A 20,609-nucleotide genomic window follows, 5' to 3' on the forward strand; every position below is an offset into this window, starting at 1 on the left:
CCTCTTGGGAGAGGGCACCCCACTCAGGCCGAGCCGGCGAACCGATCAGGCGTCGTAGTCCTGGTCGAAGCGGTCCTGGGCCTCGCGCTGAGCACGGTCCGCTTCGGGCATCGTGCGGTCACGCCCCACCGGGGAACGCTCGCTAGCCTTGTCTCGCGGCTCGCCCATCTTCTTCTGCTTCTTGGCCTGCTGCTTAAGCTGCTCGGCCTTGTCCTTGAACTGGTCCTGCATGCTCATGCGATTCACTCCCGTAGTGGGTGAGGGATTCGGCCCCGACCCCCTTGTGGGTAAGGGGGTTTCGGGCCTCGACCAGACTTACACGCAGGGACAGAGCGCGCATTTCGATCAGTCACGCACCGTGAGATGCACTGATGGGACCCTCCGTGCGGCTCACGGAGCTGGGACCCTCCGCGCGGTTCACGGAGCTGGGACCCTCCGCGCGGTTCACGGAGCCGTCGAGTTCCGCTCCTGTTCGTCGGCCGCCCCGCCGGCCCCGACCAGCCCGGTCCGCACACCGGCGAGGCGCGGTTCGAACCGTCGCATCTCGCGCTGCCCGACGGCCCCGATGATCCCGGGCAGATACCCGCGGATGCCCTGCATCCCGCGCAGCCACCACTGCGCGTACACATGGCTGGAGCGGCGCTCGATCCCGGCGACGATCCGGTCGACGGCCGGTCCCAGCGGATACGTCTTGTTGGACGGCCACGGCAGCCGCTGCCGCAGTTCCCGCATCACCTCGTCCTGGTCGGCGCCCCGCACCATGTCGGTGTCGGTCCAGGACAGATACCCGACGCCCACGCGTACGCCCTTGTAGCCGACCTCCGCGCGCAGGCTGTGCGCGTACGCCTCCACGCCGGACTTGGAGGCGCAGTAGGCCGTCATCATCGGAGCGGGGGTGATCGCGGCCAGCGACGCGATCTGCAGCAGGTACCCGCGGCTCTCCATCAGCACCGGCAGGAACGCCCGCGCGGTCACCGCCGATCCGATCAGGTTCACCTCGATGACCCGCCGCCAGGCGACGGGGTCGGAGTCCACGAAGGGCCCCCCGCTCGCGACACCGGCGTTCGCGACGACGATGTCCACCTTGCCGAACCGCTGCTTGACCTCATGGGCGACCCGCGCCATCGCCTCGTGGTCGGTGACGTCGGCGTACCAGTGGTCGCTCTCGCTGTGCAGCCGCTCGGAGACCCGCTTCAGCGCGTCCGCCTCGAGTCCGACCAGCGCGACCTTCGCCCCGCGCGCGGAGAGCTTGCGCGCGAGGAGCTCACCGACACCGCGCGCCGCCCCCGTGACGACCGCGACCTGTCCTTCCAGGCTCACCTTGCTCATGCGCCCTCCTTGATCTCTGCGCCCGCCAGGCCTTCCACGGCCGTCGGCGCCTCGGCGGTCTGCGTGTACGTGGAGACGAGTTCGCGTATCCGTGCGCTCACCAGCTCCGGCGCCTCCACCGGAGTCATGTGCCCGACCCCCGGCAGTTCGGTGCTGCCGACGCAGTTCGGCAGGGCCGCCACCAGAGCCCGCGCGTGCACGACCGGTGTCAACCGGTCCACGGTGCCCGCGATCACCGCCGTCGGCACCCTCAGCTCCCGGACGCCGTGCTCCAGATCGAGCGTGGCGAGCACGGCCGACCAGGCGTGGCGCACGGTGCGCGGACAGGCGTGCACGATCCGCGCGCACGCCGCCACCATCACCGGAGACGACCCGGGGCCCATGGTCGCGTACTTGAGGATCCGCCTGGCGACCGGTGTGACGGGCCCGAGCGGCGCGCGCGATCCGAGCACGGCCTGGGTGACACGCGTCCGGAACGGCCCGGCGCGCAACGGCAGCACGCGCGCCTCCGCGACCAGCCCCGTGCTGCCCGTGCTGCACAGCAGGGCCGCCGCCGCGTGCTCCCTGAACCGCGGCCGCGCCGAGGCCGCCATCAACGTCATCCCGCCCATGGAGTGCCCGACGAGCACGGCCTTCTCGCCCGGCGCGAGCGTGGCCGCGAGCACCGCCTCCAGGTCGTCGGCGAGCGCTTCCGTGCTGCAGAGTTCACTGGCGGGACTGCGCCCGTGCCCGCGCTGGTCGTACGCGATGACCCGGTGATCGGCGGCGAGGTCCCGGATCTGGGCCGCCCAGAAGGCGGTCGAGCAGGTCCAGCCGTGCGCGAGGACGACGGCGGGCGCGTCCTCGGGCCCGTGCACCTCGACGTGCAGCCGGGCGCCGTCGGCGGAGTGCGCGATCAGTTCCAGCGCCGGCACGGGAGGCGCGTACGCCCCGTGTGCCTCCTGCGTCAGTCGGCTCACGCTCCTGCCTCCACCTTCTTGTTGGGGGCGCTCTTGGCGCGCGGCCCGGGCGCGGCTCCGTGCGCGGGCTCCGTCGCGCGCAGCACGTCGTACTCCGCCAGGTCGACACGGCGCGTGGCGTTGCGGAACTCGGTCGTCGTACCGGGCCATACGGTCGTGTTGACGCCGTTGGCGTCGAGGTACCAGCTGGTGCAGCCGCCGGTGTTCCACACCGTGCGCTTCATGCGCTCCTGGACCCGGTGGTTCCAGGCGTCCACGGCGCCGGGGCGCGCGTCGAGCGCGGCACGTCCCCCGAGGACGTCCAACTGCCGTACGAAATCCGCCATGTAGTTCAGCTGGGACTCGATCATCAGGATCATCGACGAGTTCCCGAGCCCGGTGTTGGGCCCGATGATCGTCATCCAGTTGGGGAAGCCCGCCGCGGTGGCGCCGCGCAGCGACTTCATGCCGGACTCCCACGCCTGCGCGAGCGTCCTGCCCTCCGCTCCGACGACCCGATCGGCGATCGGCATGTCGGTGACATGGAAGCCGGTCCCGAAGACGATCGCGTCGACCTCGGCCCTGGTGCCGTCGGCGGCGACCACCGTGGAGCCGTCGATCTCGGCGAGTCCGGAGGCCACGACGTCCACATTGGGCTGGGTGATCGCCGGGTAGTAGGCGTTCGAGAGCAGGATCCGCTTGCAGCCGATCCGGTAGTCGGGCGTCAGCTTCTTCCGCAGCGCCGGGTCCTTGACCGCGCGGGAGATGTTCCGCTTGGCGAGCCGCTCGACCAGGCCGAGTTCGTCGGGCCGCTTGGTGAACGCCTGCACCTGGAGTTCCCGGATGCCCCAGAGCAGCCCGCGCCTGGCCTGGGTCGTGAACGGCAGCTGCCGGTGCAGCCATCGCTCGGCACCGCTGATGGCCCGGTCGACCCGCGGCATCACCCACGGCGGGGTGCGCTGGAACAGGGTCAGCCGGGCGACGTCCGGCTGGATCGCCGGCACGATCTGAATGGCCGAGGCCCCGGTGCCGACCATGGCGACCCGCTTGCCCCGCAGGTCGTAGTCGTGGTCCCAGCGGGCGGAGTGGAACACCTTGCCGGTGAAGGTGTCGATCCCCGGGATCCGCGGGATCTTGGGATCGGAGAGCGGCCCGGTCGCGGACACCACGACATCCGCCGTCAGGAACCCGCTGCTCGTCTCGATCCCCCAGCGCAGCTTCTCCGCGTCCCAGGTCATCATCTTGACCTCGGAGTCGAACCGCAGATGGGGCCGCAGCCGGAAGACGTCCGCCACATGCTCCAGGTACGCGCGGATGTGCTCCTGCCCGGAGAAGGTGCGCGGCCATTCGGGGTTGGGCGCGAACGAGAACGAGTACAGGTGCGACGGGACGTCACAGGCGCACCCGGGGTAGCTGTTGTCGCGCCAGGTGCCGCCCACGCCGCCGGCCCGTTCGAGGACGACGAAGTCGGTGATCCCTTCGCGGCGCAGCCGCACAGCGGCCCCCAGTCCGCCGAACCCGGACCCGATCACCGCCACCCGTACATGCTCGTGCTCGGTCATCCCGACGCCTCCCTGGTCCGCGCGACTCCGCCAGTGAACACTGGCACAATCGGGAGAGTAGAGCAGCTTCGTACTGATGGGTAGGGGTCGCGCCCGGGAAAGTTACCGGGGGTACGACGTAGGGTGCGCAGGTGGCCGAGGGATCAGGAAAGCGGGGCGCGGAGGCGCCGGCACGGAGCGCGGAGACGCGAGAGTCCGGCACGCGCCGGACGAACGCGCGGACGCGCGAAGCCCGGGGGTCCGGCCCCGGCCCGCTCACGAGCGCCGCCCGGTCCACGCCGGAGCCGGGCGGACGCGAGTACCGCATGGAGGAACTGGCCGAGGAGGCCGGCATCACCGTGCGCACCCTGCGTTTCTACCGGGAGCGCAAGCTCATCCCGCCGCCCCGGCGCGAGGGCCGTATCGCCTGGTACGACGACACCCACCTGGCACGCCTGCGCACCATCTCGGCACTGCTGGAACGCGGCCACACCCTCAACGGCATCGCCGAACTGGCCGAAGCCTTCGACCACGGCCGGGACGTGGGTGAACTGCTCGGACTGGGCGAGCCCACCGAGGAGACCCCGGTCCGCCTCTCCCCCGAGGAACTCGCCGACGTCTTCGCCGGCCAGGCCACCCCGGAGAACCTCGCCGCGGCGCTCGACCTCGGCTATCTCGGCACGGACGGCGGCGAGATCGTCCACATCAGCCGCCGCCTGCTCGACGTCTCGGCCGCCCTGGTCCGCGAGGGCATTCCGCTGGCGGACGTCCTGACGGCCGCGCGCCGCGTACGGGAACACACCGACGCGCTGGCCGAGCTCTTCACCACCCTCGTCCTCACCGAGGACCGCACACCCGAGGACCTCCAACGCCTGCGCCCCCTCGCGAAGAGCGTGGTGGAGGCGGAACTGTCGATGGCGCTGGACCGACGGCTACGGGAGCACGGGGACCAGGGGGACCACGGGGCCCGCAGGGATCACGGGGATCGCAAGGACCACCGGGCCTAGGGTCGCCGCAGTCGGTCCGCCCGGAGATCGCGGATCACCGCGACCGGGTCGCCCGGAGCACGGCCCGGACAGCTCAGAGGTCGTACACGACCGTGACCGGCGCGTGGTCGGACCAGCGCTCCTCGTGCGTCGCCGCGCGCTCCACGAACCCCTTGACCGCCTTGCCCGCGAGCCCCGGGGTGGTGACCTGAAGGTCGATCCTCCAACCTGAATCATTGTCGAAGGCCCGCCCCCGGTACGACCACCAGGTGTACGGCCCCTCGGCATCCGGGTGCAGCGCGCGCACGACGTCGACGTAGCCGCCGTCGCCCGCGTCCAGGACCCGGCCCAGCCACTCCCGCTCCTCGGGCAGGAAGCCGGAGTTCTTCCTGTTGGCGCGCCAGTTCTTGAGGTCGGCCTCCTGGTGGGCGATGTTCCAGTCGCCGCAGACGACGACCTCGCGCCCGTCGGCGGCGGCCCGCTCCCTGACCCTCTTCAGATACGCCAGGAACTCCCCCATGAACCGGACCTTCTCGTCCTGCCGCTCGGTCCCGACCTCGCCCGAGGGCAGGTAGAGGCTCGCGACGGTGACACCGGGCAGGTCCGCCTCGACGTACCGCCCGGCGGAGTCGAACTCCTCGGACCCGAAGCCGACCCGGACGCGGTCGGGCTCGCGGCGTGTGTAAAGGGACACACCCGCGCGGCCCTTGGCGGCGGCGGGGGCGTGCACGACGTGCCACCCCTCTGGGGCGCGCACCTCCTCGGAGAGCTGCGCGGGCTCGGCCCGCACCTCCTGGAGGCACAACACGTCCGCGGAGGTCTCCGCGAGCCACTCCACGAAGCCCTTCTTCGCGGCGGCCCGGAGCCCGTTCACATTCACAGAGGTCACAGTCAGCACTCGGGGCACGATACTTAATCGGTACCGCCGACCCGAACTCGATCATCCGAGCGGGACGATCCCACCCGACGCATAGATGTACGGTATCCCGCATGCATATCCGCCCGGTCCCCTTCGACCACCCCGACGCCGTGAAGCTCAACGACCAGGTTCAGGCCGAATACGCCGAGCGCTACGAGGACGACGGCGACGCCACGCACCTGGACGAGCGGATGTTCGCCCCGCCGCTCGGCCTCTACCTGATCGCGTACGACGAGCGGGACCGCCCGGTGGCCACGGGCGGCTGGCGCACCCAGGACGAGAACGACGAGGGCTACACGGACGGCGACGCCGAGCTCAAGCGCATGTACGTGACCCCCGAGGCCCGCGGCCTCGGCCTCGCCCGGCGCATCCTGGCCGCCCTGGAGGACGACGCCCGCGCGGCCGGCCGCGTCCGCATGGTCCTGGAGACCGGCACGAAGCAGCCCGAGGCGGTCGCCCTCTACACGTCGAGCGGCTACGAGCCGTGCGCCAAATTCGGCTACTACCGCTTCCACGAACTGAGCCTCTGCTACGCCAAGGCCCTCTAGTCATCGGGGCGGTGTTCATCCGGTGACGCCCCGGCAGACCTGGCGCGCCGGCTTCCTCTTCGAGGGAATCGCCGGCCTCCGGCCACGTCCAGCACCTGCCCGGCGAGTCCGTCACCGAAGCCCCGGAGGAACCGCCGCCCCGGGGCCACCGACGGGAGTTGCCACCGTCGGCTGCCAGGACATGGCAAGAGGCCCGCTCCCACTGCTGGGAACGGGCCTCTTGGCTGCGGTGGACCTGTGGGGATTTGAACCCCAGACCCCCTCGATGCGAACGAGGTGCGCTACCAGACTGCGCCACAGGCCCTTGCAACGAGTGAAACTCTAGCATCCCGATCGAGGTGCTTGGAAATCCGTTCCGGGCTGGTCAGCCAGCCCTCGCGAGCGCCCGTCACCGCACCCGTCACTCGTTGGCCGCGCGCGGCCGACCCCCGTCGTCGTACTGGTCGAACAACGGCGTCCGGCCGCGTTCGCGTGCGCGTCGCGCGGACGCGGCCCGTCGCGCGTCGCTGCGGTTGTCGTCCCCGGCCTCGTCGCCGTCACAGGCGTCGGAGGGGTCCTCGGTCACCGGCTCCGCCTCGGGCGCGCTCGGCTCGACCGCGCTGGACCGCGCGGAGCTCCACGCGTCCGGCGCCCCCAGGTCGACGCTGGACGTCGCCCGGGGCGCGACCGGCGCGGTCACATAGGTCGGCAGGGGAACCGGCACCGGGTCCCAGCTGTCCCCCTGGCCGGGGCCGCGCTGACGCTCGCGCTGCTGGTCGACCCACTCGGCGTGGTCGGTCTGCTCGACCAGGGCACGCCGGTCGGCCGCGAGCGCCGAGAGGCCGGTACCGGTGTCGGACGCCGGGCCGTCCTCCGCTTCGTCCGCCCCGGGGTCGACGGCCGCCCGCCGGCGGGGCTGCCGCTCCCGGAGCCGCTGCGCCGCGACCTCGGCCCGGCGCCGGTCCATGGTGTAGGTGAAGCGCCGTCGCTCCTGGGCGCGCAGGTACACGATGTACGAGCTCAGCATCACGGCCGGTACGGCCGGCGCCCAGAGGAGCGCGAGGCCGCCGACCGCCGCCACGATCGCGCCGAGGGTGAAGGCGAGGAAGAGCAGGACCGTCGTACGCCGACGGCGCGCGAGTGCCTTCGTACGCCGGGCACGCGCTGCAGCCTCCGCCGAGGGTGCCCGGCGTGCGCCCGGGGTGCGCCCCGCCGTGGACGGCGCGGCCTGCTGGGACGCGGGCTTGACGGAGGGTCTCGGCGCGGACGGTCCCGGCTGCTGCGGTACGGACCGGGCGGCGCCCGAGGTCTCGTACGCGCCGCTCTCCCTGCCGGCCGCCCGCGCGCCCGGTTTCTGCTCCGCCTGGACCGGCTCCGGCACCTGCACCCGCTCCTGGACACGCTCCTGGACGACCGGACGGTGCTGGGCGGTCGCCTGGGGCCGGGTCGGAGGCACGGCGAAGGCCCGGACGTCCACCGAATCGGTGACGCCGTCCGGGTCGGCGCTGGGCTCCCCCTCTTCGGCGGAGCGCGCGCGCAGGTCCTTGGCGTATCGACGCTCCATGCCCGCCCGTCCGGAAAGCAGCCGGATGGCGGTGCTGAAGCGTTCCGTCGGACGGGCTTCGTTCAGCTCGTCCTGCCTACGGAGCCACATCGGCACCAAGTAGGCGGCCCAGGCCCCGACGATGACTGCGTAGATGAGGCCGCTGCTGCTCACGCCTCACACGGTAGAGGGGTTTGCGTGAGGCCATCTGCCAATTGAGCCGGTGTGTCGCACGATCCGGCTGATATTTCGAGCTTTTTTTGTGACCGATGCGATCAGCAGGCCGCCCGGAGCGCGAATTTAATGCCCCCAGGCGATCGCCTGCCGATCATTTTCGAACACCTATTTCATTTTCCGCTGTTCCCCGGCTTGCTCGGGTTCTGCGGGCCGGCCTGCTCCGATCCCACCTGCTCCGAACGGGTCCGTGCCGCGCGCGCCCGGCGCCAGCGCGCGAGCAGCCCTTCGGGCACTTCCTCCGCGGTGAGCGCGAAGACGAGATGGTCCCGCCAGGCACCATCGATGTGGAGATAGCGCGGACGAAGCCCTTCCTCGCGGAATCCGAGTTTCTCCACGACCCTGCGGCTGGGCCCGTTCTCGGGGCGAATACAGACCTCGATGCGGTGCAGTCCAACGGTACGGAAGCAGTGGTCGCTCACCAGCGCCACGGCCGTCGGCATCACTCCGCGGCCCGCCACCGACTGGTCCACCCAGTAGCCGACGTGCCCGGAGCACATCGAGCCCCAGGTGATCCCGGCCACGGTCAACTGGCCGACCAGCCGCCCCTGGTACTCGATCACGAAGGGCAGCATCCGGCCCGCGTTGGCCTCGGCACGCAGGTGCCGGACCATCTGCCGGTACGTCGGCCGGTGCGCGATCGGGCCGCTCGGCGTGGGGGGCGGGATGGTCGCCTCCCAGGGGCGCAGCCAGTCGCGGTTGCGCCGGTTCACCTCGCGCCAGGCCCGCTGGTCGCGCAGCCTTATCGGCCGGAGGACGACATCGCCGTCCACCAGCTCGACCGGCCAGGATGGGCTGTTCAGCTCGCACCCCCACTGCCGACGGGTCTGGGGTGGTCGCCGCCGCGGATCTGGTCGACGGCGTGGATCAGGAGGGGTTCCAGAACGGCCAGGCCGTCCTTCACCCCGCCGGTGGAGCCCGGCAGGTTCACGATCAGCGTCCCTCCGGCGATTCCGGCGAGCCCCCGCGAGAGCGCCGCCGTGGGCAGCTTGTCCCTTCCGAACGCCCTGATGGCCTCCGGGATGCCCGGGATCTCGCGGTCGAGTACCCGCAGGGTCGCTTCGGGGGTGCGGTCGGTGGGCGAGATCCCCGTGCCGCCGGTGGTCACGATGACGTCGTACCCCGCCTCGACACCGGCGCGCAACGCCGCCTCCACGGGGTCTCCGTCCGGGACGACGAGGGGCCCGTCGACCGCGAAGCCGAACGTCGCGAGACCCTTGGCGATCAGCGGACCGCCCCTGTCCTCGTAGACGCCGGCCGCGGCACGGTTGGAGGCGGTGACCACCAGGGCGCTGTAGGGCGCCGTGAGGGCCCCGCCGATGAAGGTGTCTGCGCTCATGCCCGGCTCCAGTCGCCCGACTTTCCGCCCGTCTTCTCTTCCACCCGTACGTCCGTGATGACCGCTCCCTTGTCGACGGCCTTGACCATGTCGATCACGGTGAGGGCCGCCACGCTGACCGCGGTGAGGGCTTCCATCTCGACGCCCGTGCGGTCGGTCGTCTTCACGGTGGCCAGGATCTCGACGGCGTCGTCCGCGACCGACAGATCAATCCTGACACCCGACACCGACAACGGGTGGCACAGCGGGATCAGGTCCGGCGTGCGCTTGGCTCCCATGATCCCCGCGATGCGCGCGGTGGCGAGGGCGTCGCCCTTGGGGACTCCCTCACCGCGCAGCAGCTCGACGACGCGCGGCGAGACCAGGACACGGCCGCTCGCGCGCGCGGTGCGGGCGGTCACGTCCTTCCCGGACACGTCGACCATGCGGGCGGCACCCGCCTCGTCGATGTGCGTCAGTCGGTCCTGCACAGAGGGTCCGGAGGTCTCCCCCGGGGACGGAACAGTCATGTGCGTGGGCGCTCCCGGTCAGGGCCCCTCGCGGTGCGGCGCGTGGGCCTGGTGTGCGCGACACGTTACCGCCCGCCCGTCCACCGCTACGCCCCCCGCGAGGAGCTGTGCGCCCCTCCCGCGCCCCGGGCCCGCGGCGGCGGGCGCCCCGCCCGCCCGGCCGCTCAGCCGAGCAGGACCACCTCGACCTCGGCGCCGGGCTCGACCGAGGTGGCGTCCTCGGGGACGACGATCAGCGCGTCGGCGTGCGCGAGGGCCGCGACCAGGTGGGACCCGGCGCCGCCGACAGGCGTCACGGCACCGTCCGCGTACGTCCCCCGCAGGAACTGCCGACGGCCCTCGGGCGAGGTCAGCGCCTTGTCCGTGGAGAGCGTGGCCCTGGTCGTGGGCCGGTGAACGTCCTTCAGCCCCATCAGGGTGCGGATCGCGGGGCGGACGAAGAGCTCGAAGGAGACGTACGACGACACGGGGTTGCCGGGGAGCGCCAGCAGCGGCGTGTGGTCGGGGCCGATGGAGCCGAAGCCCTGGGGCTTGCCGGGCTGCATGGCGAGCGTGCGGAAGTCGATGCCGCTGCCCGCCTCGTCCTCGTCGGCGACCGACGACAGGGCCTCCTTGACGACGTCGTAGGCGCCGACGCTCACTCCGCCGGTCGTGACCAGCAGGTCCGCGCGGACGAGCTGGTCCTCGATGGTCGAGCGCAGCGTCTCGGCGTCGTCGGCGACCGCGCCCACCCGGTAGGCGATGGCTCCCGCGTCACGGGCGGCCGCGCACAGGGCGAAGCTGTTGGAGTCGTAGATCTGGCCGGTTCCCAACTGCTCGTCCGGCTGGACGAGTTCGCTGCCGGTGGAGAGGACGACCACGCGCGGGCGCGGGCGCACCCGCACGGTGCCGCGGCCGATCGCGGCGAGCAGGCCGATCTGTGGCGGGCCGAGGACGGTGCCCGCTTCGAGGGCGCGGTCGCCCGCCTTCACATCGCTGCCCGTGGCGCGGACGTGCGCGCGCGCCTCGGCCGGGCGGTGGACGTGCACCTGTCCGAAGGACCCCTCGGGCGACGCGCTGTGCGCGCGCATCCCGGAGACCGGGCCCTCACCGAGGCCTCCGTCCGTCCACTCGACGGGGACGACGGCTTCGGCGCCCGGCGGCAGCGGGGCGCCGGTCATGATGCGGGCGGCCTGGCCGGGGCCCACGTAGGGCTGCTCGGCCTGGCCGGCCGCGACATCACCGACGACCGTCAGGACCGCCGGATACTCCTCGCTCGCGCCCGCCACATCCGCGACCCGGACCGCGTACCCGTCCATCGAGCTGTTGTCGAACGGCGGCAGGGAGACCGGCACCGTGACGTCCTCGATCAGGACGCAGCCCTGGGCGTCGAGGAGTTGCAGCTCGATGGGTTCGAGAGGGCGGACGGTGGTGAGGATGTCCTCCAGGTGGTCGTCCACCGACCAGAGGTGATCCTGGCCGGCGGTGCGGGTCGCGGCGCTGCTCAAAGTCCCTACATCTCCTCGGCTACGTAACTGCGAAGCCAGGTCCGGAAGTCCGGGCCCAGGTCTTCACGTTCGCATGCAAGTCTGACAATGGCACGCAGGTAGTCGCCACGGTCCCCGGTGTCATAGCGGCGGCCCTTGAAGACGACGCCGTGCACCGGGCCGCCGACCTTCTCGTCCGAGGCGAGCTGCTGGAGCGCGTCGGTGAGCTGGATCTCTCCGCCGCGGCCGGGCTCGGTCTTGCGCAGTATGTCGAAGATGTGCGGGTCGAGGACGTAGCGCCCGATGACCGCGTAGTTGCTGGGGGCGTCCGCCACGTCCGGCTTCTCGACCAGGCCGGTCACCTTGACCAGGTCGCCCTCGTCGGTGGCCTCCACGGCGGCGCATCCGTACAGGTGGATCTGCTCGGGCGCGACCTCCATGAGCGCGATGACGCTGCCGCCGTGCCGCTCCTGGACCTCGACCATGCGGGCCAGCAGGGGGTCACGGGGGTCGATCAGGTCGTCGCCGAGAAGGACGGCGAAGGGCTCGCGACCGACGTGCGGGGCCGCGCACAGGACGGCGTGCCCGAGGCCCTTGGGGTCGCCCTGGCGCACGTAGTGCATGGTCGCGAGGTCGCTGGACTCCTGGACCTTGGCGAGCCGGTCGGCGTCGCCCTTCTTCTGGAGCGCCGATTCGAGCTCGTAGTTGCGGTCGAAGTGGTCTTCGAGGGGGCGCTTGTTGCGGCCCGTGATCATCAGGACGTCGTCAAGACCCGCCGACACGGCCTCTTCGACCACGTACTGGATCGCCGGCTTGTCGACGACCGGCAGCATCTCCTTGGGAGTGGCCTTGGTGGCCGGCAGGAACCGGGTGCCGAGGCCTGCCGCGGGAATGACAGCCTTACTGATCCTGGGGTGTGACTCAGTCATGCCCGCAACCATAACCGGTGGCTATGTGCTGAATCTGTGGCTCCGGTTAATTCGCTCTCATATGAGCCCATTAGGAAAACCATGGAGTCACCTGTGAGCCACGCCGGACGTCAACCAGAGCCTGACAAGCGAATGTTGCGGCGAGGATTCCTGTCGGTGAGAAACGGGTTGACGGCCGATGACGTGCGGGAAGCCGCCGCCTCTCTCGCCGCCCGCGCCCTGGAACTGCCCGAACTGGCGCACGCGGGAACGGTGGCGGCGTATGTCTCCGTGGGGAGCGAGCCGGGCACCCTCGCGCTCCTGGACGCGCTCCACGCGCGCGGGGTGCGCGTGCTCCTGCCGGTCCTGATGGCGGACAACGACCTGGACTGGGGGACCTACTCCGGAGCGGACTCCCTCGAACGCGTCCGGCACGGCGGGAAAATGGCCCTCTTGGAGCCCGCGGGCGCGCGGTCGGGGCCGGAGGCCGTCCAGGACGCGGACGCCGTTCTGCTGCCCGGTCTCGCCGTCGACGCGCGCGGCATGCGGCTGGGGCGCGGCGGAGGCTCGTACGACCGCGTACTGGCCCGCCTGGAGCGCTCGGGCTCCCACCCCGCGCTGGTGGTGCTCCTGTACGACACCGAAGTCGTCGAGCGGGTACCGGCGGAGGCGCACGACCGGCCCGTCCACGCGGTGGTGACGCCCTCCGGGGTGCGCCGCTTCCGCTGAGGGCGGCGGACGCGAAGTGGCCCTCCACGCACGCACGGAGGGCCACTTCGGTCAGGCACCGGCTTCAGGGCGTCAGGACCTCGACGCCCGTCGGAGCGTCACGGTTTCAGGACCAGGGTGTCGCTCGTCTCCTTGTCGACGGCCTTGTCCGAGAAGGCCCAGGGCAGGAGTTCGCCCTTGGCCCACAGGTCCGTCTGGTCGGTGTAGTGGGAGCTGTAGGCGTGCCCGGAAGCACCCGAGAGGTTGATCCACTTGGACTTGTCCAGGTCCCCGAGGTTGACGACCATCCGCATCGAGGGGACCCAGACCACGCTGTAGCCGCCCGCCGCGTTCCAGCCGGTCGCGTTGACCGTCGCCTCGCCGCCGCTGAGCTTCCAGGGGCCGCGGTTGAGCATGTACTGGATGAAGCGGGGGCCCTCGGTACCGAGGGTCTGGTTCTTCAGGAACAGGCGGTGCAGCCGGCCCCAGCTCCAGGTGTCGATGTCCTTGCCGAGCTTGGCGGTCAGCTCCCAGCGGGCGTCCGTCATGGCCTGGCCGAACAGCTCGTCCCGGGTGTCGATCGGATTGTCGGTGGGCGTCTTGCGCGTCTTGGGCGACTTCCACCAGTCGTTGCGCTCGTCGTCGATGATCTTGCGGACGACCTCGAACCAGCGGTCGCCGCCGTCCGGCTGCGCCTGGTCCGCGTCGCGCTGGCCGCACTCGCGCACCGACTGGTCCTCGTCCGCGGGACCGGTGGTGTCGATCCGGTCGACCCACAGGCACTGGCCCTTGACCCGCAGCTCCTTGGGCAGCTTGTTGCCGAAGGCGAGCTTGAGGATGTTGCGCCAGGTGGCGTTGAAGTAGGCGGCGGCCGCCGAGTCGGCGTCCTGGGTGTAGTCCCAGCCCTCCAGCAGCTTCTGCGCCTCGCGGACGTCCTTGTCGGGCACGTCGATCTTGAGCAGCTTGGGCACGATCAGCTTGGCGATCTCGCTGCTGTTGTCGAGCTGCATCTGCCGCATGTCGTCGGTCGAGATCTTGCCGACGCCGTTGATCTTCGACTCGATCAGGTCGTTGATGCGCTGGCTGCGGGTGCCGTAACCCCAGTCCGTGGTGAGGATGTAGGGGTACTTGTCCGGGTCGACGACCGCCTGGTTGGCGGTCACGATGTACCCGCGCTTGGGGTTGTACTCGTAGGGCAGGGCGGACTGCTTGATGTAGCCCGTCCAGCGGTACTTGGAGTCCCAGCCGGGCGACGGGAGCGAGCCGTCGTTGCCCTTGGCGCGCGTGGGGATCTTGCCGGGCAGCTGGTAGCCGATGTTGCCGTCGGCTCCGGCGCCGTCGGCGTAGACCAGGTTCTGGGACGGCACCTCGAAGGACGCGGCCGCCTTGCGGAACTCGGTCCAGTTCGACGCCTTGTCCATCTCGAAGACGGCGTCCATGGATTTGCCCGGGTCCAGCGCGGTCCAGCGCAGCGCTATCGCGTAGCCGTCGCCGCGGTCGGGCGCCCCGGCGTCGACGGTGGCCTTCTTGCCGACCTTGACCAGTTCGTCGTCACGGTCGGAGAGGAGCGGCATCCCGTCCTCGGTCTCCCGGACGACGATGGTCTTGGCGGTGCCGCCCGCGACCTTGATCGTCTCCTTGCGGATCGTGAAGGGGAGCACCTTGCCGTCGTACTCGTAGCCCTGGCCGGTGATCTTCTCCAGGTAGAGGTCGGTGACGTCGACCCCGGAGTTGGTCATGCCCCAGGCGATGTCCTGGTTGTGGCCGATGACCACACCGGGCATGCCCGCGAAGGTGTAGCCGGAGACGTCGTACTGGCACTTGGCGGAGACGCTGGTGCAGTGCAGGCCCATCTGGTACCAGACCGAGGGCAGGGACGCCGACAGGTGCGGGTCGTTGGCCAGCAGCGGTTTGCCGGTGATGGTGTGGCCTCCCGCGACGACCCAGGAGTTCGAGCCGATGCCGTTGCCGTTCACGCCGACCGCGGTGGGCAGGTCGTCGAGGACGTCGTAGAGCCCCGAGAGCTGGCTCTGGAACCCGGCGGGCGCATCGGTGTCGCCGGTGAGACCCGTGCCCGCGGTGGACGCCGAGGTGGCGTCCGCCTGCGTGTACGTCCCGGTGACGCTGTCGTACGAGCCCGTCCGGACGATCGTCTTGTTCCGGCTGTACGGGTACTCCGGGTACAGGTCGGCGATCTGCTTCGGGCCGAGCCGGCTCGTCATCAGCGAGCGGTCGATCTCCTCCTGCATGTTGCCGCGCAGGTCCCAGGCCATCGCCTTCAGCCAGGCCACCGAGTCGACCGGGGTCCACTCCGTGGGCTTGTAGTCGTTGGTGAAGCCCAGAGCCGCGTACTCCAGGGAGATGTCCTCGCCGTCCTTGCCGTTCAGGTAGGCGTTGACTCCCTTGGCGTACGCCTGGAGGTACTTCTTCGTGGAGGCCGACAGCTTGGTGTCGTACTCCTTCTCCGCGATCCGGTCCCAGCCCAGCGTGCGCAGGAACTCGTCGTTCTTGACCTGGCCCTGGCCGAACATCTCGGACAGTCGGCCCGAGGTCATGTGACGGCGCACGTCCATCTCGTAGAACCGGTCCTGCGCCTGGACGAAGCCCTGGGCCATGAACAGGTCCTCGTCGGACGAAGCGTAGATCTGCGGGATCCCGTTGCCGTCGCGCTTCACGGCCACGGGCCCGGACAGTCCGTCGAGCTGGATGGAGCCCTTGGTCTGCGGGAAGGAGGCGCGCACAGTGCTGATGCTCCAGTACGCGCCGAAGGCGATGCCTCCGATGATGGCGAGAACCAGGACAATCAAGAACAGTCGGGCTTTGCGCCCCTTCTTCCTGCCGGACTTGCCGGGCTGTTGGCCGGAAGAGGCGGTGGTGTTGGGGGGCATCGCTGTCCTTGCTGTCCTAACGCGAGCGGCAGGCGGTCCTGGAGTGCTGGGGCAACCATAGGCGCAGGGCCAACCGCGCCTTGACGCGGAGTAGGAAACCGGGAAGCACGACTGTTCGATCTTGCCTTCGGGAACGTCAAGAAAGCGTCAAGAGTTAGGTAAGGTAACGAAGTACTTGCAATGAAGTGCCCGGCTTCCGGTGCATCAGAGCCGGCTGCCGCCCCCCGGCGGAACCGGATCGGAGAGAAAGGAACAGCCCCTGACTGTCCACCACCTCAACCAGCTCCTGCTCGTGTGCTCGCTCGTCCTGCTCATCGCGGTGGCAGCGGTCCGGATCTCCTCACGCAGCGGGCTCCCCACGCTGCTCGTGTACCTGGGGATCGGCGTCGCGATGGGCCAGGACGGAGTCGGCGACGTCCACTTCAACAACGCCGAGCTGACCCAGGTCATCGGGTACGCGGCCCTGGTCGTGATCCTGGCCGAGGGCGGTCTCGGCACGAAGTGGAAGGAGATCAAGCCGGCCCTGCCGGCGGCCTCCTCGCTGGCACTGGTGGGCATCGCGGTGAGCGTGGGCGTCACGGCCTCGGCCGCGCACTATCTGATCGGCCTCGAGTGGCGGCAGGCGCTCATCATCGGGGCGGTGGTGTCCTCGACGGACGCCGCGGCGGTCTTCTCGGTCCTGCGCAAAATCCCCCTCCCCTCGCGCGTGACGGGCATCCTGGAGGCCGAGTCCGGCTTCAACGACGCCCCCGTGGTCATCCTCGTCGTCGCGTTCTCCACCGCGGGGCCGGTGGAGCACTGGTACGCGCTGCTCGGCGAGATAGCGCTGGAACTGGCCATCGGCGCCGCCATCGGTATCGCGGTCGGCTGGCTGGGCGCGTACGGACTGCGGCACGTGGCACTGCCGGCCTCCGGCCTCTACCCGATCGCCGTGATGGCGATCGCGGTCGTCGCCTACGCCGCCGGCGCGCTCGCCCACGGCAGCGGCTTCCTCGCCGTCTACCTCGCCTCCATGCTGCTCGGCAACGCGAAGCTGCCGCACTGGCCCGCCACCCGCGGCTTCGCCGAGGGGCTCGGCTGGATCGCCCAGATCGGCATGTTCGTACTGCTCGGCCTGCTGGTCACGCCGCACGAGATGGCCGACGACATCTGGCCCGCACTCGTCATAGGCCTGGTCCTGACCATGATGGCGCGACCGCTCAGCGTGGTCGTCAGCCTGCTGCCGTTCCGTATCCCGTGGCAGGAGCAGGCGCTGCTGTCCTGGGCGGGGCTGCGCGGCGCCGTCCCCATCATCCTGGCGACGATCCCCATGGTGAGCGGCATCGCGGAGAGCCGGCGGATCTTCAACATCGTCTTCGTCCTGGTCGTCGTCTACACCCTCGTCCAGGGCCCGACACTGCCCTGGCTGGCCCGCAAACTCCGCCTCGGGGAGTCCCCCGGGGCCGCCGACCTGGGCATCGAATCGGCGCCCCTGGAGCAGCTGCGCGGCCATCTGCTGTCCGTCGCGATCCCCAAGGGGTCGCGGATGCACGGCGTCGAGGTGGGCGAGCTGCGGCTGCCCGCGGGCGCGGCGGTCACCCTCGTCGTCCGCGACGCGGAGTCCTTCGTGCCGGCGCCCACGACGGTGCTGCGGCTCGGCGACGAACTGCTGGTGGTGGCCACCGACCCGGTCCGGGACGCGGCCGAGAAGCGGCTGCGCGCGGTGGGCCAGGGCGGCAAGCTCGCCGGCTGGCTGGGCACCGAGGACGGCGGAACGGAACACCATCGAACGAGACACCAGACGGGACATTGAGGCGCGGCGGGCATTCACAGGCCAGCGCTCCCATGGTGCTCGGTTTCACAGGCGTGGCCTCGATCGTCCCTGTAGGATGAAGGCACACCTTGATCGAACCAACTCTGCCTGACGCAGAGCTGGCGCGACCGTATGGCGGCCGTGACGTCCTCCCGCAGGAGACGCCGGTATCTACCGCAGATCCGCGCAAGAGGACAGCTCTCGGCGCCCCCCGCACGGGCGCGCTACCAGGCGGCAGAAAGGCACGGGCCGTGGCATCCACGGTCACCTCCCGTCCTGGATACGGACAGCTGCTGCGCACCCGCGGCGCCTGGACGTTCCTGCTCCCCGGCTTCGCCGCACGTCAGCCGTTCGCCATGCTGACGATCTCCATCGTGCTGCTCGTGCAGCACACCACCGGCTCGTACGGCGCGGCCGGCGCGGTCGCCGCCGCCACCGGTGTCTCCATGGCACTGTTCGCCCCCTTCACCGGACGGCTGGCCGACCGGCACGGACAGCGGGCCGTCCTGCTGCCCGGCGTCCTCGTGCACGCCGTGGCCGGCTTCTCCTTGACCGCGCTCGCGCTGGCGGACGCCCCCTTGTGGGCGCTTTTCGTCGCCGCCGTGCCGACCGGCGCCTCGGTGCCGCAGATCGGCCCCATGGTGCGTGCCCGCTGGGGCGTGAAGCTCCAGGGTTCGCCCCTGATGACGACCGCGGCGGCCTTCGAGTCCGTCACGGACGAGCTGACCTTCGTGTTCGGCCCGCTGCTCGCCACCGCGCTGTGCACGGCCGTCGACCCCGCCGCGGGCCTGCTGACCGAGGCCTCGCTGACCCTGGTCGGCGGTCTGCTGTTCGCCGCGCAGAAGAGCACACAGCCCTCGGTCGCCGTCGACCGTCACGCGCGCGTGGAGCACGGTTCCGCTCTGCGGATCCCCGGGGTGCGCGTCCTGATCGTGGCCTTCCTGGGCATCGGCGCCGTCTTCGGCGGCATGCAGGTCTCCCTGGCCGCGTACAGCGAGTCGATCGGCGAGCCCGGCCTGAACGGTGTCCTGTACGGCGTCTTCGCCGCGGGCAACATGATCTCCGGCATCGTCTGCGGCGCCATCGCCTGGAAGGTGGCCCCGCAGCGACGGCTCGTCCTCGGGTACGCCGCCCTCGCGCTGGCCGCCTCCGGGCTGTGGGCCGCCGACTCGGGGATCGTGCTCGCCGGCCTCGGTCTCGTCGTCGGTATGTGCATCGCCCCGACCCTGATCACCGGTTACACCCTGGTCGAGAGCCTGGTTCCGCAGGGCGCTCGCACCGAGGCCTTCACCTGGCTCACCGGCGCCGTCGCGCTCGGGCAGGCGGCGGCCGTCACCGTCGCCGGACAGATGGAGGACCGGCTCTGGGACGGCGCCGGCTTCCTGGTGCCGATGGCCGGTACGGCACTGGCTCTGGCGACCCTGGTGGCACTGCGTTCACGCCTCACCACACAGGCCCCGAGCAGGACGGTCGCACGTGGCGTCGGTCACCGAGTGCCGGTGACAGTGGACTGATCTCGCGGAATACGTCAGTATGGACCGTCGTTAGCACTCATTGAGTGAGAGTGCCAGGAGGAAGACAAGTGCCGACCTACCAGTACCAGTGCACCGAGTGCGGCGAGGGCCTCGAGGCGGTGCAGAAGTTCACCGATGACGCCCTGACCGAGTGCCCCAACTGCAACGGCCGCCTGAAGAAGGTGTTCTCGGCCGTCGGCATTGTCTTCAAGGGCTCCGGCTTCTACCGCAACGACAGCCGCGGCTCCTCGTCGAGCAGCTCGCCGGCGTCGAAGCCGTCCACGGCCACGTCCTCGTCGGACTCGAAGTCCTCGTCGTCGACGTCCGCGTCGTCGTCCTCGGACTCGAAGTCGTCCGGCACCGGCTCGGCCGGCAGCTCCGCCGCCTAAGGCCTCCCCGGTCCGCCGCGGCTCCCGCCCCGGCGCCGAGAGGCCTCACCAGGCTCGTTCGCACGGGACCCCGTCGTCGTAAGGCGACGGGGTCTTCGGCGTTCTCCCGTCCCGGCTAGGGTGCCGTCCATGGCGAACACGGAGAACCCACAGACCCCGGCCGGGGAGCAGTCGACGGCCCTGGCCGAGATCGGTGTCATCGGCGGCTCGGGCTTCTACTCCTTCCTCGACAACGTGACCGAGCTACAGGTGGACACCCCTTACGGACCGCCCAGCGACTCGCTGTTCCTCGGCGAGATCGCCGGCCGACGGGTCGCCTTCCTCCCCCGCCACGGCCGCGGCCACCATCTGCCGCCGCACCGCATCAACTACCGCGCCAACCTGTGGGCGCTGCGCTCCGTCGGCGCCCGCCAGGTCCTCGGCCCCTGCGCCGTCGGCGGTCTGCGTCCGGAGTACGGGCCCGGAACGCTGCTCGTGCCGGACCAGTTCGTGGACCGTACGAAGTCGCGGCCCCAGTCCTATTTCGACGGGCTGCCGCTGCCCGACGGCACGGTGCCGAACGTGGTGCACGTGTCGCTGGCCGACCCGTACTGCCCCGTCGGGCGCAGGACCGCCCTGGAGGCGGCGCGCGAACGGGACTGGGAGCCCGTGGACGGCGGCACGCTCGTGGTCATAGAGGGTCCGCGGTTCTCCACCCGGGCCGAATCGCTCTGGCACCAGGCACAGGGCTGGTCGGTGGTCGGCATGACCGGGCATCCCGAGGCCGCGCTCGCCCGTGAACTGCAGCTCTGCTACACGTCGCTGACGCTGGTCACCGATCTCGACGCGGGCGCCGAGACCGGCGAGGGCGTCTCGCACGACGACGTGCTGAAGGTGTTCGCGGCGAATGTGGACCGGTTGCGGGGCGTGCTCTTCGACGCGGTCGCGGGGCTGCCGGCGAACGGAACGCGGGACTGCCTGTGCACGACGGCGCTGGGCGGGATGGACCCGGGGTTCGACCTGCCGTGACGGCGGCCGGACCGCCCTTCGCCGTCACCGTGGCTCTCACCTTCACCATGGCTCTCGCGGTCGCATCAGCC

At 70.8% G+C, this 20,609-nt stretch carries 19 protein-coding genes and 1 tRNA gene; 7 read left to right on the forward strand and 13 right to left on the reverse strand.

The features are described from left to right. Positions 1–45: 45 nt before the first annotated feature. The 4 genes from ACFWBT_RS25910 to ACFWBT_RS25925 all read right to left on the reverse strand — a co-directional run bounded on the left by ACFWBT_RS25910 (position 46) and on the right by ACFWBT_RS25925 (position 3,829). Positions 46–237 (reverse strand): hypothetical protein, encoded by a 192-nt coding sequence (locus ACFWBT_RS25910; protein ID WP_385704555.1) that lies wholly within the window; start codon positions 235–237, stop codon positions 46–48. A gap of 207 nt (positions 238–444) precedes the next feature. Beyond that, on the reverse strand, positions 445–1,329 hold the full coding sequence (locus ACFWBT_RS25915; RefSeq protein ID WP_385704558.1) for an SDR family oxidoreductase: 885 nt from the start codon (positions 1,327–1,329) through the stop codon (positions 445–447). Beyond that, positions 1,326–2,288, reverse strand: coding sequence for an alpha/beta fold hydrolase (locus ACFWBT_RS25920; protein ID WP_385704561.1), 963 nt, complete (start codon positions 2,286–2,288; stop codon positions 1,326–1,328). The genes ACFWBT_RS25915 and ACFWBT_RS25920 overlap by 4 nt, the downstream gene beginning before the upstream one ends. Continuing rightward, complete coding sequence (locus tag ACFWBT_RS25925) at positions 2,285–3,829, reverse strand: flavin-containing monooxygenase (protein ID WP_385704562.1); 1,545 nt, start codon at positions 3,827–3,829, stop codon at positions 2,285–2,287. The genes ACFWBT_RS25920 and ACFWBT_RS25925 overlap by 4 nt, the downstream gene beginning before the upstream one ends. A gap of 305 nt (positions 3,830–4,134) precedes the next feature. Here ACFWBT_RS25925 and ACFWBT_RS25930 point away from each other — a divergent pair, with 305 nt between their 5' ends. Then, positions 4,135–4,815 (forward strand): MerR family transcriptional regulator, encoded by a 681-nt coding sequence (locus tag ACFWBT_RS25930; RefSeq protein ID WP_385704617.1) that lies wholly within the window; start codon positions 4,135–4,137, stop codon positions 4,813–4,815. Positions 4,816–4,888: 73 nt separating this feature from the next. On the opposite strand, the gene ACFWBT_RS25935 is transcribed toward ACFWBT_RS25930, so the two are convergent. Next, positions 4,889–5,692: an exodeoxyribonuclease III gene (locus ACFWBT_RS25935; protein ID WP_385704565.1), complete on the reverse strand. Its 804-nt coding sequence runs from the start codon at positions 5,690–5,692 to the stop codon at positions 4,889–4,891. Positions 5,693–5,784: 92 nt separating this feature from the next. Here ACFWBT_RS25935 and ACFWBT_RS25940 point away from each other — a divergent pair, with 92 nt between their 5' ends. Next, entirely contained in the window at positions 5,785–6,261 is a 477-nt protein-coding gene (locus tag ACFWBT_RS25940; protein ID WP_385704568.1) for a GNAT family N-acetyltransferase, read from the forward strand. Between the two features lie 230 nt (positions 6,262–6,491). On the opposite strand, the gene ACFWBT_RS25945 is transcribed toward ACFWBT_RS25940, so the two are convergent. The 7 genes from ACFWBT_RS25945 to galU form a co-directional block, all read right to left on the reverse strand. Next, positions 6,492–6,565, reverse strand: a tRNA-Ala gene (locus tag ACFWBT_RS25945). A gap of 96 nt (positions 6,566–6,661) precedes the next feature. Then, a complete protein-coding gene (glpR, locus tag ACFWBT_RS25950) occupies positions 6,662–7,957 on the reverse strand; it encodes a gephyrin-like molybdotransferase receptor GlpR (RefSeq protein WP_385704571.1) in 1,296 nt (431 codons plus the stop codon). Positions 7,958–8,130: 173 nt separating this feature from the next. Next, entirely contained in the window at positions 8,131–8,790 is a 660-nt protein-coding gene (locus ACFWBT_RS25955) for a GNAT family N-acetyltransferase (RefSeq protein ID WP_385704574.1), read from the reverse strand. Positions 8,791–8,816: 26 nt separating this feature from the next. Further along, a complete protein-coding gene (locus ACFWBT_RS25960) occupies positions 8,817–9,356 on the reverse strand; it encodes a molybdenum cofactor biosynthesis protein B (RefSeq protein WP_385704576.1) in 540 nt (179 codons plus the stop codon). Beyond that, complete coding sequence (gene moaC / locus ACFWBT_RS25965) at positions 9,353–9,865, reverse strand: cyclic pyranopterin monophosphate synthase MoaC (protein ID WP_385704578.1); 513 nt, start codon at positions 9,863–9,865, stop codon at positions 9,353–9,355. The genes ACFWBT_RS25960 and moaC overlap by 4 nt, the downstream gene beginning before the upstream one ends. 164 nt (positions 9,866–10,029) lie before the next feature. Beyond that, on the reverse strand, positions 10,030–11,352 hold the full coding sequence (glp, locus tag ACFWBT_RS25970) for a gephyrin-like molybdotransferase Glp (RefSeq protein ID WP_385704580.1): 1,323 nt from the start codon (positions 11,350–11,352) through the stop codon (positions 10,030–10,032). Between the two features lie 5 nt (positions 11,353–11,357). Continuing rightward, entirely contained in the window at positions 11,358–12,260 is a 903-nt protein-coding gene (galU, locus tag ACFWBT_RS25975) for a UTP--glucose-1-phosphate uridylyltransferase GalU (RefSeq protein ID WP_385704582.1), read from the reverse strand. Between the two features lie 81 nt (positions 12,261–12,341). On the opposite strand from galU, the gene ACFWBT_RS25980 reads away from it, so the two are divergent. Further along, the gene (locus ACFWBT_RS25980) at positions 12,342–12,968 is read left to right on the forward strand and encodes a 5-formyltetrahydrofolate cyclo-ligase (RefSeq protein ID WP_385704585.1); all 627 of its coding nucleotides are present in this window, start codon (positions 12,342–12,344) and stop codon (positions 12,966–12,968) included. A 98-nt stretch (positions 12,969–13,066) separates the two neighbouring features. Here ACFWBT_RS25980 and ACFWBT_RS25985 read toward each other — a convergent pair whose 3' ends face one another. Continuing rightward, positions 13,067–15,835, reverse strand: coding sequence for a penicillin acylase family protein (locus ACFWBT_RS25985; protein WP_385704588.1), 2,769 nt, complete (start codon positions 15,833–15,835; stop codon positions 13,067–13,069). A gap of 199 nt (positions 15,836–16,034) precedes the next feature. On the opposite strand from ACFWBT_RS25985, the gene ACFWBT_RS25990 reads away from it, so the two are divergent. The 4 genes from ACFWBT_RS25990 (at position 16,035) to ACFWBT_RS26005 (ending at position 20,538) form a co-directional block, all read left to right on the forward strand. After that, a complete protein-coding gene (locus ACFWBT_RS25990) occupies positions 16,035–17,627 on the forward strand; it encodes a potassium/proton antiporter (protein ID WP_385704591.1) in 1,593 nt (530 codons plus the stop codon). Positions 17,628–17,878: 251 nt separating this feature from the next. Next, on the forward strand, positions 17,879–19,141 hold the full coding sequence (locus ACFWBT_RS25995) for an MFS transporter (protein WP_385704593.1): 1,263 nt from the start codon (positions 17,879–17,881) through the stop codon (positions 19,139–19,141). 68 nt (positions 19,142–19,209) lie between these two features. Then, positions 19,210–19,530: an FmdB family zinc ribbon protein gene (locus tag ACFWBT_RS26000; protein ID WP_266759710.1), complete on the forward strand. Its 321-nt coding sequence runs from the start codon at positions 19,210–19,212 to the stop codon at positions 19,528–19,530. A gap of 129 nt (positions 19,531–19,659) precedes the next feature. Beyond that, complete coding sequence (locus ACFWBT_RS26005; RefSeq protein ID WP_385704596.1) at positions 19,660–20,538, forward strand: S-methyl-5'-thioadenosine phosphorylase; 879 nt, start codon at positions 19,660–19,662, stop codon at positions 20,536–20,538. Positions 20,539–20,609: the final 71 nt, after the last annotated feature.

The organism is Streptomyces sp. NPDC060027 (genome assembly GCF_042737005.1).
Lineage (GTDB): Bacteria > Actinomycetota > Actinomycetes > Streptomycetales > Streptomycetaceae > Streptomyces.

Coding starts and splice junctions, on each gene's coding strand:
- ACFWBT_RS25915 (WP_385704558.1), bottom strand. CDS start 1,329: ATGAGCAAGGTGAGCCTGGAAGGACAGGTCGCGGTCGTCACGGGGGCG.
- ACFWBT_RS25910 (WP_385704555.1), bottom strand. CDS start 237: ATGAGCATGCAGGACCAGTTCAAGGACAAGGCCGAGCAGCTTAAGCAG.
- ACFWBT_RS25960 (WP_385704576.1), bottom strand. CDS start 9,356: ATGAGCGCAGACACCTTCATCGGCGGGGCCCTCACGGCGCCCTACAGC.
- ACFWBT_RS25985 (WP_385704588.1), bottom strand. CDS start 15,835: ATGCCCCCCAACACCACCGCCTCTTCCGGCCAACAGCCCGGCAAGTCC.
- moaC (WP_385704578.1), bottom strand. CDS start 9,865: ATGACTGTTCCGTCCCCGGGGGAGACCTCCGGACCCTCTGTGCAGGAC.
- ACFWBT_RS26005 (WP_385704596.1), top strand. CDS start 19,660: ATGGCGAACACGGAGAACCCACAGACCCCGGCCGGGGAGCAGTCGACG.
- ACFWBT_RS25925 (WP_385704562.1), bottom strand. CDS start 3,829: ATGACCGAGCACGAGCATGTACGGGTGGCGGTGATCGGGTCCGGGTTC.
- ACFWBT_RS25930 (WP_385704617.1), top strand. CDS start 4,135: ATGGAGGAACTGGCCGAGGAGGCCGGCATCACCGTGCGCACCCTGCGT.
- galU (WP_385704582.1), bottom strand. CDS start 12,260: ATGACTGAGTCACACCCCAGGATCAGTAAGGCTGTCATTCCCGCGGCA.
- ACFWBT_RS25980 (WP_385704585.1), top strand. CDS start 12,342: ATGGAGTCACCTGTGAGCCACGCCGGACGTCAACCAGAGCCTGACAAG.
- ACFWBT_RS25940 (WP_385704568.1), top strand. CDS start 5,785: ATGCATATCCGCCCGGTCCCCTTCGACCACCCCGACGCCGTGAAGCTC.